We start from the raw sequence: 15218 nt of genomic DNA, 5'->3' as shown, positions 1-15218 counted from the left end.
AACTGTAAGGCGACTAAAATATAGTCGTCTTTTTTCTTTAGACCAAAATATGAATCAACAAATTTACTATTTTCTTGTTTCATGAATTAGCTTATTAGTCACATAAGTTAGTTTATGAAACTTTTCTTAAGTAAGTAAGATAATTTTTAGTGTATGACAAATAAATCAATAAAATGATGCAGCTCGGATTATTTATATAGATTCAATAGGAAAAGCCATGCTTCTATTGAATTAGATGTCTGATTGGCATACCGCCCGATATATGATACCGGAATGCTTTTTAAATTAATACAGCAGTCATACATTCTCTAGCAACGTCTTTCAACAAGCAAGCAGATTCCGCTGCTGATAGTCCGTTTAATCGTTTGATGAGACGCCCTTGGTTGATTGCTCGTGATAGTAAGAACCGTACCTCAGAGAACCGATAATCCCACAATCTTAATGGAACATCATTTAGATGTGGATCACGCGATTTACAAGCATCCGCTGGCACTAACGATGCAAGGTCATCGAAATTGATCGCGTCTGCAAATTCTAAATAAAATTCTTCATGTGAAATCTCGCCAACGAGATAATCTTTTCTTTTTTGATCGTAATTGAATCCCATATTTAAGCCACTCCCTATGTTTTATTTTCGGTGATTTCATAGGGCGTAAGCCTCGTTTTTAGGTCTTAGAAAGTGGCTAAAACTTGGCTAAAATTGATGTTCAAAACAGTGCAATTCAGTGCAAACTTTTGGCAATCAATTTTTACAAAACCGCTTCAAATCGTTGTTGTTTCAATGGATTGCAAACTTAAACACAAAAAAGCCAGGCTCTCGACTGCCTGGCTCTTAGAATATCGGAAGGATTAGTTCATTCGAATTTTATATTACTTTATATGATACATGCAAAGTATTACATGAATTTCTTGACTATAAACATAAATATTTGTTTTTACTACGTTTTCACTTTTATTCAGTTTTAAGAAACTTTTCTTACTTACGTATCTTTTTACTTGTGTGTTTGATGTACTACTCAACCTCTGATACGCATTCACTATTTATAAAGAAATACTTCACACATACACTCTTGACAACTTTTAGGTGAATCTTGTATTACTAACAATTTTATTGTTTACTTTTTTCTACTTCCTTATCGAGAAATCCTTCGAATGATCTAAGTTCCTCCTTCCTTGTATCTATAATATAGCACAACTAGTCATTTTTTGAAAGCGTTTACTACTGGTTATTTTGAATAATTTATTTTGTTACTTTTTGAAGAGTTCGCAAGGTGTATGCTTTGAGTTCTTTTACTTTCCTATGTTATAGTAATAATATAAGTAGTTTTTTTATAACAAAAGGAGGAATAGGATGGAACCCTACAAAGAGACAGTAGATACTGTGACAAGCGAGTATGGTGCAGATTTAGATAATGGATTGACGGAAAAAAAAGTTGAAGAAAAGATAAAAAATAACGGAAAAAATAAGTTTGAAGAGGCGCCTAAAGAATCGCTGGTAAAGAAATTTTTTCATAGTCTAACAGATTTCACGACGATTATTTTATTGGTGGCAGCGATAATCTCGCTATACACAGCGATTGCCACGGATCACGGCGATTATTTTGAAAGCTTTCTGATTATTGCGATTGTTATTATTAATTCGGTTTTAGCGATTGTTCAAGAAGGAAATGCGGAAAAAGCCTTATCGGCATTGCAGGATATGAACAAGCAGACGGCGACCGTCATACGTGACGGCAAGCAGCTTGAGATTGATGCAGAAGATCTGGTGCCGGGAGACACCTTGCTGCTGGAATCAGGAACGATGATCACGGCGGATGCTCGTATTGCGGAAGCTTCACAGCTGCGAGTAGAAGAATCAGCTTTGACTGGTGAAAGCGAACCGGTCATGAAAGAGGCCGACTATCTTGGAGAAGAAGATGACTCCTTAGGCGATCGTTTGAATATGCTTTACAAAGGCTCAACGGTGGTAAATGGTCGCGGAAAAGCAATTGTTACGGCGACTGGTATGGAAACTGAAATGGGGAAAATTGCTGGTCTTTTAAATAGTGATGAAACTCAAAAAACACCTCTGCAAAAACGATTAAATCAGTTAGGAAAACGGATCAGTTTGATCGCTTTGGCAGCTGCGGCTTTTGTGTTTTTCATTGGAGAGATGCAAGGCGAACCGATGTTGGACATGTTCATCACGGCGATTTCTTTAGCAGTCGCTGCGGTTCCTGAAACACTGACGGTTATTGTGACGCTAACGTTGGCCTATGGCGTTCAGAAGATGGCACAGAAAAATGCGATCATTCGCAGATTGCCGGCTGTAGAAACGTTAGGTTCAGCGAATGTGATTTGTTCCGATAAAACAGGGACATTGACGCAAAATAAAATGCGTGTTCGACGAGTATGGACACATGGTGATTCTGTGGTCGATACTGAAGAAGGTATGACGGAAGAAGCGATGGAGGTGTTAAGCATTGCGGCTTTGTGTACCGATGTTATCGTGGAAAATGATGACAATGAATTAGAAATCAAAGGCAATCCTACAGAAGCGGCGATCGTTCGCGCAGTAGAAGAAAATTATCATACGAAAGCTGAGCTGGAAGAAAAATATCCGCGGATCGGTGAAATTCCTTTCGATTCTGATCGAAAAATGATGACGACTGTACATAAGCGCGGGAAGAAATTTATCTCCATCACAAAAGGCGCTTTCGACGTATTATTACCAAAATTCCATTATGGTGATGTCGATCAGGCAGCGATTGTTAATGACCGCTTTGGGAAAAAAGCATTGCGGGTGATTGCTGTGGGATATGCGATCCATGAGGAAGAACCAACAGAGATCACCTCAGAAGCGTTGGAAAAGAATTTACGCTTGATGGGATTGATCGGGATGATCGATCCGCCGCGTCCAGAATCAAAAGCGGCGATTGCGCGTGCGAAAAAGGCGGGCATCAAAACAGTCATGATTACTGGTGACCACGTAGTAACAGCAGGAGCGATTGCAAAAGAATTAGGCATCATGAAGAGTCGGAAAGAGGCGATCTCCGGCGCTCAGCTGCAAAAGATGAGCGATGAAGAATTAGATGATCGCGTCAAAGACTTATCCGTTTATGCACGGGTAACACCAGAAGATAAAATCCGAATCGTTAAATCTTGGCAGCGGACAGGCGCAGTTGTGGCTATGACCGGTGACGGGGTCAATGATGCACCCGCGTTGAAAGCCAGTGATGTTGGTTGTGCCATGGGAATTACCGGAACCGACGTGGCAAAAGGGGCAGCGGATATGGTGCTGACGGATGATAACTTCGCGACCATCGTTGATGCGGTAGCTCGTGGACGTTCTGTTTATCAGGGGATACGTAAAGCGATCAACTTCCTGTTAAGCTGTAATATCTCAGAGATTTTTATTGTGGTTATTGCTATGCTATTAGGCTGGGGAGCACCGTTTACGGCTGTTCAACTATTATTTGTTAACGTAGTAGCGGATGGATTGCCAGGCTTTGCGCTAGGCAGAGAACCTGCAGAGGCGGGGATCATGGATGAAAAACCAATTCCTCATGACGAGGGGATTTTTGCTCGAGGACTATGGCAAAAGATCGGCTTGAATGCCGCCGTGTTTACGGTTGTGACCTTGATCGGTTTTTACATTGGCGCATTTGTGGAGCACATCAGCTACTTTACACCGCCAAGTTTAGAAGTTGGTCAAACGGTTGCGTTTCTAGTATTGGCTTACTCATCTATCCTGCACGTCTTCAATGTACGCAGCAGCAAATCGATGTTTAAAGTCGATTTGGCAACTAATAAATCATTGGCTCAAATGGCTTGGTTGGCACTTGGGATCACAACGGCGATCGCCTTGATTCCTCAGACACAAGAATTATTCTATCTTGTTCCAATCAGTATGAATCATTGGATCATCGCTATTTTATTATCGATCGTTCCGCTGATTGTCAACGAGCTGATCAAATTCCATAAAGCACCAGAAGTAGATCCAGAAGAAATTTAAGACTGTGTTTCTTCTATTATAAATGACAAAAGCCCTGCGATGAATTTAATCATCGCGGGGCTTTTGCTGTATGGAGTTACGGTTGGTAATCGAAGCTGGTAACGATTATTTCTTTTAGTTCACTGATCAATGGTTCTTTTGGATTTGCTGTTGTACATTGGTCTTCATAGGCCAACTCAGCCATCCGGTCAACAGTAGAATCTAGTTTTTCTTGTGTCACACCTTGTGCTTTCAGATTCATGTCGATCCCAACTGATACGCCTAGATCGTAGACAGCCGTTGCTAAAGCTTCGACCAATTCAGCTGTCGTCTTGCCTTTAAGACCTAAGAATTTCGCGATAGCTGCATAGTCAGCATCCGCACGGAAGTAGTCATATTTAGGGAACATCGCATGTTTTTGCGGGTCCTTAGCATTGTAACGGATGATATGCGGCAATAGGATCGCATTGGTCCGTCCATGAGGAATGCCGTATTCGCCACCGATCTTATGAGCGACAGAGTGACAGATTCCTAAGAAGGCATTGGCAAAGGCCATCCCAGCCATCGCAGAAGCATTATGCATCTTCTCGCGTGATTCCTCATCGCCATTTTTCACTGATTTTTCTAAGTAGTCAAAGACGATTTGGATCGCTTGCAGGCTCAGTCCGCGGGTATAGTCAGATGCCATGACAGAGACATAAGACTCGATCGCGTGAGTCAGCACATCCATCCCCGTATCCGCTGCGATTGAAGAAGGCAGTGTTAGTACAAACTGCGGATCGATAATCGCTACATTTGGAGTCAAGGCATAGTCTGCTAACGGGTATTTCACATGTGTTTCGCTATCTGTGATAACGGCAAACGGTGTAACCTCAGCACCGGTACCCGAAGTCGTCGGAATACATACTAGCTGTGTTTTCTCTGGTGGTTCGATCCCGTATGTCCGTTTACGGATATCCAAGAATTTTTGTTTCGCGCCGAAGAATGAAGTATCTGGGTGTTCAAAGAACATCCACATTCCTTTCGCCGCATCCATTGCAGAACCGCCGCCCAGAGCGATGATCGTATCTGGTTGGAAGTTGATGATCATTTCCAAGCCTTTATAAACAGTATTTGTAGAAGGGTTTGGTTCAACGTCAGAGAAGACCTCGACCTTCACGTCATTTTTACGCCGTCCAAGAGCTTCGCGAACGATATCTGCATAACCGAATTGAACCATCCCAGGATCACAAACAAGCATGACGCGTTCCACATTTTCCATTTGAGCCAAATACAACAAAGAGTTCTTTTCAAAGTAGATTTTTGGTGGAAGTTTAAACCATTGCATGTTTTTTCTCCGTTTCGCTACAGTTTTGATGTTGATCAAGTCAAGGGCAGATACGTTATGAGAAACTGAATTCTTTCCGTAAGAGCCGCACCCTAATGTAAGAGATGGGATCAATTCATTGTAGATGTCTCCGATACCGCCTTCAGATGATGGTGAATTCACCAAGATCCGGCAAGCCTTCATCCGCAAGCTGAATTCCAATTCAACATCGGAATCTTCGGTATGGATGACCGCGGTATGTCCTAGACCGCCTAATTCCAACATCGCCTCAGATAAATCAAGACCGTGCTCCGTATTATTTGATTTGATCATTGCTAAGACAGGAGACAGTTTTTCACGAGACAATGGATAATCTGGTCCTACACCGTCAATTTCAGCAACGAGCATTTTTGTTCCTTCTGGTACACCGATACCGGCTAAATCAGCGATCGCTTTTGCAGAGAAGCCGACGATTTTTGGATTAACGGCATATTTGCCTTCGTTCATCACAACAGCTTCTAACTGGCGCAATTCATTTTTCTTAACAAAGTAAACTTGATGCGCTTGGAACTCCTTCTTCACATCTTCATAGATTTCTTTGTCAACAATCACTGCTTGTTCAGAAGCACAGATCATTCCGCTATCAAATGTTTTGGAAACGAGCAGGTCGTTCACCGCACGTTTGATATTCGCCGTTTTTTCGATATAAGAAGGGACGTTTCCTGGCCCTACCCCTAGAGCCGGCTTACCAGTTGAGTAAGCGGATTTCACCATGGCGCCGCCGCCCGTTGCTAGGACGATCGCGATTCCCGGATGATTCATTAATCCTTGCGTGGCATCAAGCGATGGCTGCTCGATCCATTGGATACAATTTTCCGGAGCACCTGCCGCAATAGCTGCATCGCGCACGATCCGAGCCGCTTCAGCCGAACATTTTTGCGCGCTTGGATGGAAGGCGAAGACAATTGGATTCCGAGTCTTAATAGCAATCAGCGACTTAAAGACAGTAGTTGAAGTTGGATTGGTCGTAGGAGTCACACCACAAATAACGCCAACTGGCTCCGCTATCTGGACAAGATGTTTTTGCTTGTCTTCATAGATCACCCCGGCGGTCTTGTCATCTTTGATGTTGTTCCAAATGTATTCGGAAGCATACATATTTTTGATCGCTTTGTCTTCAACGATTCCGCGACCAGTTTCTTCTACTGCCATCTTAGCCAACAACATGTGTTTATCTAATGCTGCCATGGCCATTTCGTGAACGATATGGTCCACTTTTTCTTGATCAAAGCGTGCTAAAACTTTTAAAGCGTCGTTTCCTTTCGTTGCCAGATCATTGATCATGGCCTCGACATCGATTGTTTCCGTCTTTTTCTTGTCAGTTGCTTTAACCATTTTTTTCCTCCTAATATTTTTTTTACACATTCATCATAATTGGTACACCTAACAATGTAAACGCTTTATTTTAATAAAGATTTATTTCACAATGCTATTTAAAGATAAAAATGAAATGAGAATACTTATGGAATTTTCCTTTTTATTTCATTTGGTCTAGGTTTTATTGATAAATCCAAGCTTTTTCGAATCGTGAAAATGACGAAATGGAAAATTGCACAAATGGTTCATTTATTTGAAAAGGATGAAAATGTTCAACTTTGTATTTCTTTGAACAAATAGGTTTTCAAATATTATGAGAAGCTTTAATCCCTTTAGAGAAAGTTGCAAAAGCGGGGTAAAACCAGTATTATGGTACAAGTTGCAAACACATACATATATAGAAGAAAGTAGGAAATTAAATGACTGAACCTGCCATTTCTTATCGTTTAATAAAGAAAGAAAAACATACAGGAGCGCGTCTTGGCGAGATCATTACGCCTCACGGAACCTTCCCGACACCGATGTTCATGCCGGTAGGAACGTTGGCCACCGTAAAAACAATGTCACCTGAGGAATTAAAGGAGATGGGGGCCGGAATCATCCTGAGCAACACCTATCATCTTTGGCTGCGCCCAGGAGAAGATCTAGTCGCTGAAGCAGGCGGCCTGCACAAATTTATGAATTGGGATCAGCCGATCCTAACCGATTCTGGCGGCTTCCAAGTATTCTCTTTAGCTGATATGCGCAATATCGTTGAAGAAGGCGTGCATTTTAAGAATCATTTAAATGGATCAAAAATGTTCCTTTCACCAGAAAAGGCGATCGATATTCAGAATAAATTAGGCTCAGATATCATGATGAGCTTTGACGAATGCCCGCCATTTGATGAAAGCTATGATTACGTAAAAAAATCTGTGGAACGTACGTCTCGCTGGGCCGAACGTGGTCTAAAAGCTCATGCGAATCCAGCAACACAAGGCTTATTCGGCATCATTCAAGGGGCTGGCTTTGAAGACTTGCGCCGTCAAAGTGCGAAAGACTTAGTCAGCATGGACTTCCCTGGCTACTCTATCGGCGGACTTTCTGTCGGTGAGCCAAAAGAAGAGATGAATCGGGTATTGGAATTCACCACACCATTGATCCCAGAGAACAAACCTCGTTACTTAATGGGCGTTGGCGCGGCGGATTCATTGATCGACGGCGTGATTCGCGGAGTCGATATGTTCGACTGTGTATTGCCAACACGTATCGCTCGTAATGGTACCTGCATGACATCTGCTGGCCGCTTAGTCGTTAAGAACGCGAAATTCGCTCATGACTTCCGTCCGCTAGATGAAAAATGTGATTGCTATACTTGTCGTAATTACACTCGAGCATACATTCGCCACTTGATCCATTGCGATGAAACCTTTGGAATTCGTTTAACTTCTTATCATAATCTATACTTCTTGATCAACTTGATGAAACAAGTTCGCCAAGCAATCATGGATGATAATTTGTTAGAATTTCGTCAAGCATTCTTTGAAGAATATGGTTTTAACAAGCAAAACGCAAAAAGTTTTTAAAGGATAGATAAAAACGCTAGTGTAAGACTGTAAACTTTGTTACAGTTAAAAGTGGAATTACTAAGAATGCGAGGGGAAATTTTAAATGGGAAACTTTTCAATGATTATCTTACTTGTGTTGATGCTGGGAATGTTCTTTATGATGAACCGTTCTCAAAAGAAACAACAGCAAGAACGTCAAAATCTATTAGAAGCAATGAAGGTTGGAGACGGCGTTGTAACCATCGGCGGATTACACGGTGTGATCTCTGAAATCAACAACAGCGATAAAACAGTTACTTTGGACTGTGAGGGTATCTTCCTAGTATTTGACCGTTCATCAATCCGAACTGTTAAAGCAGGTGTAGGACCGACTGCAGCTCCTGTAGAAACAGAAGTTGTTGAACCAGAAGCAACTATGCCAGAAGAAACAGTAGTAGAAGAAACACCAGAAGATAAAACTGAAGACAAGTAATCAAGTTCTTACTTAGATTGATTCATAGTGAAGGTGCGTATTTATACGCGCCTTTTTTGTCTGGCTTCACGAACTAGCTTTATCGGCAATAAGCAAAAATATTTCGAAATTTGAGAAGCAATTTAGAAATATTTTGGTCTTATTGCTCAAAAGCTGAGCGAGTTCGCGAAGCCTTTCTAATCGTTAAATATCTAGGAATGATTTTATTGCTGAATTTTTGTGAAATGATTATTAACTAAGTAAGCGTTATCATAGTTAATCTAAAACTTGTGTTTTTGCTTATATAACAATCAAAATTGACAATTCAAACATTTATTTATTTGAATAGCAGTATGTAATAACTAATTTCTTTGGTATTCATTAAGGGAAGTAGAAAAATCTCGTGATCAAGAATGGAAAGCAGAATAATTCCGATTCGAAGTGAAATTCAAAATGTACCTATGAATTGATAACGTGTAATTACTGTAATTACATGTTATAATAGTCACGAAGAGTTCAAGAAAGGATCAGTGATTATTATGGATATAGTCAAAACACGCAAGCAAGGAAATTCGGTGATGGTAACGATCGCTAGTAAGTTTGACGTGCCAGAAGGCAAGATTTACTATATTACCCAAGAAGCTGACGGGACGATCTCATTGATTCCAAAAGTAGAGGATTATTTTGCTGGTGCAAAAATGAATGAGTATATCGATAAAGAAGATGATTTAGCAAGAGAGTTTACTGTAGAAAGCGGGACATTGGATGAATAGTATCGAACAAGGAACCATTGTTTATATTGACTTCGAACCCTCAAAGGGGAGTGAAATCAGAAAAAGGAGACCAGCAGTGGTCATTAGCCGCGATGAATACAGTTTATCTTCTAACCTAATCATCGTATGCCCGGTTACTAGCACCGATAAGAATCGACCTTATTTTGTCAGTATTGACAATGAGGCCTTGAAAAGCGGCAGCAAAGTTAATGCGAAGCAGATATACACTTTGGATTTTACTAAACGAGGCGGAAGAAATGTAGAAATCCTTGGAAAAGTTTCAACGAGAGAGTTTACAAACATTGCGCAACATGTTCTTATGAATTTCAATTTCCCTATCTAGGGGTTCTCTTCAAGATGGGAGTATATTTCCATGTAGATACGGGTCGTTATGTAATAACTCATGGATTTACAAAGAAAACTGAGAAAACGCCAAAAGGAGAAATTGATCACGCTAAAGAATTGCGAAAGGAATGGTTTGATAATGAAAATAGATGATTTAATTAAAGAAGAATTGAAAGACCCTGAATTTGCTGAAGCTTATGAGAAGGAGGGGGAGAAGTTGCAAACTGCAATTTCTCTTTATCGCGCTCGAGAAGAGGCAGGATTGACGCAGGCGGAATTAGCTGAGAAAGCTCACACGACACAAGCTACTATTGCTCGGATTGAGCGTGGTGATAATGTATCTTTTGATAAATTATCTGAAATTGCACATGCAATGGGTAAAAAATTAAAAGTTGAGTTTTTATAGAATTGAATAATTAAGTGAATGGGAATCCGTGGTTATAAAAAGGCGTGCTTTTTAGCATGTCTTTTTTTATTTCCCCAAAAAACCAGATTACTTACAGAGGCTAAAAAATAAGGAATATAAGATTTGAAAATCGGCTCAGTTGCGACACATATTCTGAGAAAATAAAAAAGAGAAGACTTTTTGAGTAAAAGTCATAATAGAGAATTCCTAAGAAAATCGCGAGTCGTTTGAACAGAAAGATAGCTATTAGGGGGAATAAGAATGAAGAGAAAAAGCCGGTTGTCGATTCTTATGTTTTTTTGGATGTTTTGCTCTTTTATGGTGGTCATGGGGATGATGTGTCCGATCGTTTCGAATGCGGAGGGAGATCTTACGGAGAAAGTACGTTTGCTTGATTTGAAAGTGATAAAGGAGGATGGCAGCGAGGTATCAAAGGAAAATAAGATTCGAGTGAATGATACGGTGCAGCTGATTTATTCATGGAAGATCGAACAAGAGAAAAGCGCTGAGATCAAGGCAGGCGACACCTTCACTCTTTCCTTACCAGACAATCACTATTTTCGGATTGACGAGAACAGTCCGCCACCGCAACTGAAAAATACCTTAACGAATGAAACATTCGGACAAGCGAAACGAAATGGGAATCAACTGCTAGTCACCATCAATGAACAGGATGCAAAGCAAAAAGAGACGCTGAATCTCCAACTCGCGATCAAAGCCAAAGCTATCCAAGCAGGCAGCGGAATCAGCATGGGTTCAACCAATATTCCTAAAGCAGAAATCGTTGAGTCGGAAACACTGATTCAAGCAGAAGTAAAAGTAGCAGGCGTTGGAAGTTTAACCAGTCCACGGAATTTTGAATACGTGATCCTAGATAAAGAAAATCTAACAAAGCCGATCGCTTACGGCATTACAGAGAGAAGGATCGTGCAAAAAGGCGAAGCAGTCAACATCGCTTTTTATAAAAATAAAACTGCTCAAGGGAATTTGCTAGAGGAGATCGCTGGAAATACAGGCGCTTTAGGCTGGTATTCGCTATTAAAGGATGAGCACAGCTATTTGATTCGCGAAGTTCCCGATCCAGAATATCTGGCGGTGATTACTGGGGGTGTGGGTGAAGGATATCAGTACGATTATCAGACGGATACGCAGCAGCACACGCACTTCAAAATCTTAAATCAGACAGCGCTGAAAGAGCCGCTTCCCAACAACTTAGCAAAAGTCCCTGCAATAGCGATCCCTCAGAGTAAAGACGAGCAGCCGCGACAACCCAAAGAAGAATTGAAAATTAAGGATACTGCTCGTAAGAGAATAGCGGCACCAGCATCGACTGATGAAACCGACCAAACAGAAAATGACAAGAAAGGTATTCTTTTGACTAAGACAGATTCAGCCAGCGGAGAGAAGCTTCAAGGAGCCGAGTTTGAATTAAAGAATGCCAAAGGGGAGAAGATGTATCTTCGCAAGAAACTGATCACCGATGAGAACGGAGAGCTGCACATCAATTCCTTGCCGGATGGGAAATATTCCTTACTGGAGATAACGGCACCGGAAGGCTATGAACGAGATAGTCAGCCTATCGAATTTACCTTTGATGAAGCGGATAAGCTAGTAACGCTAACAAAAGAAAATGCAAAAACAGAAAAAGCGGCACCGGTAAAAAAGGTTTTCCCGAAGGAATCAGAATCTAGCAAACCCGCAAGTAGTGAACAAGCAAGCAAAACAGTCCCCTCTTCAACCGAAAAGAAATATCCCAATACAGGAATGAAAACAAATAATTTTTTCTATATACTCGGTTGCCTGCTGCTTGTTAGTCTAGGATTTTATCAGAAAAAAAGATAATCAAAACTAAAGCTGATCAGCAGACCATCGCTGATCAGCTTTAGTTATATTTTAGAAAATCCAATTTATTAATATTGTATTAAAAAATTGAAAAATATATTTAATAAATAGGCTCAAAAACGATAAAAATTTTGAGAAAATGAATAATAGAAGATATCCAAAGAGGCTTTTAGTTTGATTATAATTTAATAATAATTTTTTCGAAAAACTGTTGTTAATCTCTATCTTAAAAAATAAGGAGTGTGAAGAAATGAAGAAAAACAAATTATCAAACATTTTTATGCTGGTATTATTGCTTAGTTCCTATATTTCCGCGTTAGTTACTATTTCCCCCAGTGTGTCGACAGCCGCAAAGGACATCACGAATCTTGTGGATATTACTGGCTGTGAGGTGACAAAGAATGGTCATGAAATTAATGATGAAAACAAGATAGTGAAGGGAGATACGATCCATATAAAGTACTTTTGGGAAGTATCTAAAGAAAATATGGATGGAGTAGAAGCTGGAGATAGCTTTACGCTCTCTTTACCTGACCCGACTTATTTTGGCGGCTATGGTGATGAAGGTCCTTATGACCTAGATAATCCTTATGATGGCCCCAGTTTGGGAAAATATTCATTAATTGGAAATAACTTTGTTGTAGAGATCAATGAAGAGGGAGCCAAACAAGATGTATTAGCCGATGGCTGGCTGTCGGTTGATGTAAAAGCGCTGAAAGCCGGAACGAATATCGATGGTGGCGGTAACGGTGCGGTCACTATTCCTAAACTAGAAATTACTGATCCTGGCGGTGGTGAAGGGCATGATCCTGACGATGAAGCATTTCCAGATGACCAACTTCCTTTCCATAAAAAAGGGAAACAAAATCATGGACAAAATAGTATCAACTGGTCTTTTGTCGTGAATAATCAAGGTCTGAATGAATTGATTGAAACATATTCAGCGAATCAGGAATCAGGATTGAATAATAAGATAATCCCACGAGAAAATGGCTTATTGATCGATAAATTAGATCCCGGAATGAAATTTCAAGATGGTTCTCTGTTTGTAACGATTCCTGTTCAGATAATCAATAGTGAAGGTCATATGGGAACGCGATTCGTAAAAGGAACAAACAATCTGCAAATCCAAGATCAGTTTATCCGAGTCTATCCTCAAGAAGGTGAAGAATATGAGGATTTCCAGAATCGTGTGAGAAACTATCCGACAGAAAATGGCAGTCTGGCTTATGGCGTTTACACCGATAGCGAAAATAGTGATACGGTGTTCGTTGCTTTTGGCAATATGCCGGGCGATCACGCGTTGTATAACGAGGTTCATGCTGGAGCAATCGCGAATGCTATCATGAACGACGACACATTAAGTCAAGAGCAAAAAGAAGCTTTACAAACGATCTATTGCGATCCTGAGAATAGTCCCGGTGGCGGTGGGATCGTCGCTTATGGATTGAGCTTTAATGCAGATGTGCAAGTCGGTGAAGGATACGGAAACGGAATATATGCAAATAAGGCTCAGTTTATTTGGGGTGAAGATGGATCAGAAGAAGATGAATGGGATACGCATTTCCACCAAATTGGCGGAAGCGTTACTGGCGAGTTTATTCAAGTGGAAAAAGAGGTTGAAGGAACTGGTGCACTTGTTAAGCCTCGTCACTTTGAATTTGAAATCGTAGATCAGGCTGATCCCACAAATCCAATCGCTTATGGGATTACGGATAAAGAAGTAACTCAAAAAGGCGAAAGAGTGAAAGTTAATTTTTATAAAAACAAAAGCTCTCAGGCAGAGTACACAAATGAAATCGATGGTAATGGGGAAGTAAATGGCTGGCGCTCGGTTTTGACCGATGGACACAGCTATTTGATCCGCGAGATAGGCAGTCCGGAGTATTCTCCATTGATCACGGGCGGTACTGGTGAAGGGGATCAATACGATTACAATGCTAACATTGAAAAAAGAACACACTTTTTGATTCTGAACCAAACAACGATCGACCTACAAGCGAAAAAGATTGTCACAGGTACTGCGAATCTGAGTAAGCCGACCGTCTTTACTTTCCAATTAAAGCATGAGGGAAGTCCGGTTGCATACGGGAAAACCACGGTGACAGAAAAAGACAAAGAATTCCCGATTGATTTTTATACTTCAGCGAACTTTGAAGAAGAAAGCAGAGTCACTGATTGGAAAAAAATCCTTACTTCTGGAGAACAGTATACGCTAGAAGAAATAGATACGAACGGCTATCAACCAAAATATTCTCATCGCCAAGGCGATTCGGGTGAATATAGCTCAGGCAATACCATTACGGTAGCCAGCGGAGAAACTAGCAGCTATCAGTTCTTGGTCGATAATCAAAAAGAAAAACCAAAACCGATCGAAGTCTCATTAGAAGCGGAGAAAAAATTAACCGGTCGCGAGTTAAAAGACAAAGACTTTAGCTTTGAACTATTCGACTCAAATGGTCAGTTAATTGATACGAAGGAGAACGATGGTTCATCGATCAAGTTTAAGAAGCTAACGTTTGATCAAACGGGAACCTATGTATATACAATCAAAGAAAAAGCCGGCAATGAAGCTGGCATGACCTACGATGGCAAGACCGTCACAGCGACGATTGAGATTACTGAAAAGGATGATAAATTAGAAAGTAAGATCACATATACAGATGACGATGCCAAAGAAAACACTGCTAATCAATTCGAGAATAGCTTCAAAGAAAAACCAAAACCGATCGATGTCTTATTAGAAGCGGAGAAAAAATTAACGGGCCGCGAGTTGAAAGATCAGGACTTTAGCTTTGAACTATTCGACTCTGCCGAGCAACTGATCGAGACAAAGGAAAACGATGGTTCATCAATCGAGTTCAAGAAGCTAACGTTTGATCAAACGGGAACTTATGTATATACGATCAAAGAAAAAGCCGGCAATGAAGCTGGCATGACCTACGATGGCAAGACCGTCACGGCAACGATTGTGATTACTGAAAAGGATGATAAATTAGAGAGTACAGTCACGTACACAGATGACGATGCCAAAGAAAACACCGCTAATCAATTCGAGAATACCTTTAAAGAAAAACCAAAACCAATCGATGTCTCTTTAGAAGCGGAGAAAAAATTAACCGGCCGCGAGTTGAAAGATCAGGACTTTAGCTTTGAACTATTCGACTCTGCCGAGCAACTGATCGAGACAAAGGAAAA

General features: G+C 40.7%; 10 protein-coding genes and 1 pseudogene. 9 read left to right on the top strand and 2 right to left on the bottom strand.

The window, feature by feature from the left end; all coding sequences use genetic code 11:
- Positions 1 to 280 precede the first annotated feature (280 nt).
- Positions 281 to 607 (bottom strand): hypothetical protein, encoded by a 327-nt coding sequence (locus tag FFR60_RS15060; RefSeq protein ID WP_137664793.1) that lies wholly within the window; start codon positions 605 to 607, stop codon positions 281 to 283.
- 744 nt (positions 608 to 1351) lie between these two features.
- On the opposite strand from FFR60_RS15060, the gene FFR60_RS15055 reads away from it, so the two are divergent.
- Positions 1352 to 3994 (top strand): cation-translocating P-type ATPase, encoded by a 2643-nt coding sequence (locus FFR60_RS15055; RefSeq protein WP_137664792.1) that lies wholly within the window; start codon positions 1352 to 1354, stop codon positions 3992 to 3994.
- Between the two features lie 76 nt (positions 3995 to 4070).
- Here FFR60_RS15055 and adhE read toward each other — a convergent pair whose 3' ends face one another.
- On the bottom strand, positions 4071 to 6674 hold the full coding sequence (gene adhE / locus FFR60_RS15050; RefSeq protein ID WP_137664791.1) for a bifunctional acetaldehyde-CoA/alcohol dehydrogenase: 2604 nt from the start codon (positions 6672 to 6674) through the stop codon (positions 4071 to 4073).
- A gap of 401 nt (positions 6675 to 7075) precedes the next feature.
- On the opposite strand from adhE, the gene tgt reads away from it, so the two are divergent.
- From tgt to FFR60_RS15010, 8 genes and pseudogenes are all read left to right on the top strand, one after another.
- Positions 7076 to 8221: a tRNA guanosine(34) transglycosylase Tgt gene (gene tgt / locus FFR60_RS15045; protein WP_137664790.1), complete on the top strand. Its 1146-nt coding sequence runs from the start codon at positions 7076 to 7078 to the stop codon at positions 8219 to 8221.
- An 85-nt stretch (positions 8222 to 8306) separates the two neighbouring features.
- Positions 8307 to 8675, top strand: a complete 369-nt coding sequence (yajC, locus tag FFR60_RS15040; RefSeq protein ID WP_088934277.1) for a preprotein translocase subunit YajC — start codon at positions 8307 to 8309, stop codon at positions 8673 to 8675.
- A 518-nt stretch (positions 8676 to 9193) separates the two neighbouring features.
- Positions 9194 to 9427: a type II toxin-antitoxin system PemI/MazE family antitoxin gene (mazE, locus tag FFR60_RS15035; RefSeq protein WP_137664789.1), complete on the top strand. Its 234-nt coding sequence runs from the start codon at positions 9194 to 9196 to the stop codon at positions 9425 to 9427.
- Positions 9420 to 9770, top strand: coding sequence for a type II toxin-antitoxin system PemK/MazF family toxin (locus FFR60_RS15030; protein ID WP_137664788.1), 351 nt, complete (start codon positions 9420 to 9422; stop codon positions 9768 to 9770). Before mazE ends, FFR60_RS15030 begins: the two co-directional genes overlap by 8 nt.
- Before the next feature lie 20 nt (positions 9771 to 9790).
- Positions 9791 to 9925: pseudogene (locus tag FFR60_RS15025) on the top strand (type II toxin-antitoxin system RelE/ParE family toxin); the annotation flags it as partial.
- Positions 9912 to 10178, top strand: a complete 267-nt coding sequence (locus FFR60_RS15020; protein WP_137664787.1) for a helix-turn-helix domain-containing protein — start codon at positions 9912 to 9914, stop codon at positions 10176 to 10178. The pseudogene FFR60_RS15025 and the gene FFR60_RS15020, both read left to right, overlap by 14 nt.
- A gap of 261 nt (positions 10179 to 10439) precedes the next feature.
- Positions 10440 to 12020 (top strand): LPXTG cell wall anchor domain-containing protein, encoded by a 1581-nt coding sequence (locus FFR60_RS15015; RefSeq protein ID WP_137664786.1) that lies wholly within the window; start codon positions 10440 to 10442, stop codon positions 12018 to 12020.
- Between the two features lie 250 nt (positions 12021 to 12270).
- Positions 12271 to 15218, top strand: a 2948-nt coding sequence (locus tag FFR60_RS15010) for a Spy0128 family protein (protein ID WP_283205010.1), incomplete at its 3' end; no start/stop codon positions are given.

Source organism: Enterococcus hulanensis (assembly GCF_005405485.1).
In the GTDB taxonomy this organism is placed as follows: Bacteria; Bacillota; Bacilli; order Lactobacillales; family Enterococcaceae; genus Enterococcus_A; species Enterococcus_A hulanensis.
Note: the sequence above shows the minus strand (reverse complement) of the source record. Positions and strands in the feature narration are given on the sequence as shown.

Bases quoted from the DNA above. Each gene is read 5' to 3' on its own strand.
- FFR60_RS15015 (WP_137664786.1), top strand. From the start codon at position 10,440: ATGAAGAGAAAAAGCCGGTTGTCGATTCTTATGTTTTTTTGGATGTTT.
- adhE (WP_137664791.1), bottom strand. From the start codon at position 6,674: ATGGTTAAAGCAACTGACAAGAAAAAGACGGAAACAATCGATGTCGAG.
- FFR60_RS15020 (WP_137664787.1), top strand. From the start codon at position 9,912: ATGAAAATAGATGATTTAATTAAAGAAGAATTGAAAGACCCTGAATTT.
- yajC (WP_088934277.1), top strand. From the start codon at position 8,307: ATGGGAAACTTTTCAATGATTATCTTACTTGTGTTGATGCTGGGAATG.
- mazE (WP_137664789.1), top strand. From the start codon at position 9,194: ATGGATATAGTCAAAACACGCAAGCAAGGAAATTCGGTGATGGTAACG.
- FFR60_RS15060 (WP_137664793.1), bottom strand. From the start codon at position 607: ATGGGATTCAATTACGATCAAAAAAGAAAAGATTATCTCGTTGGCGAG.
- FFR60_RS15030 (WP_137664788.1), top strand. From the start codon at position 9,420: ATGAATAGTATCGAACAAGGAACCATTGTTTATATTGACTTCGAACCC.
- tgt (WP_137664790.1), top strand. From the start codon at position 7,076: ATGACTGAACCTGCCATTTCTTATCGTTTAATAAAGAAAGAAAAACAT.
- FFR60_RS15055 (WP_137664792.1), top strand. From the start codon at position 1,352: ATGGAACCCTACAAAGAGACAGTAGATACTGTGACAAGCGAGTATGGT.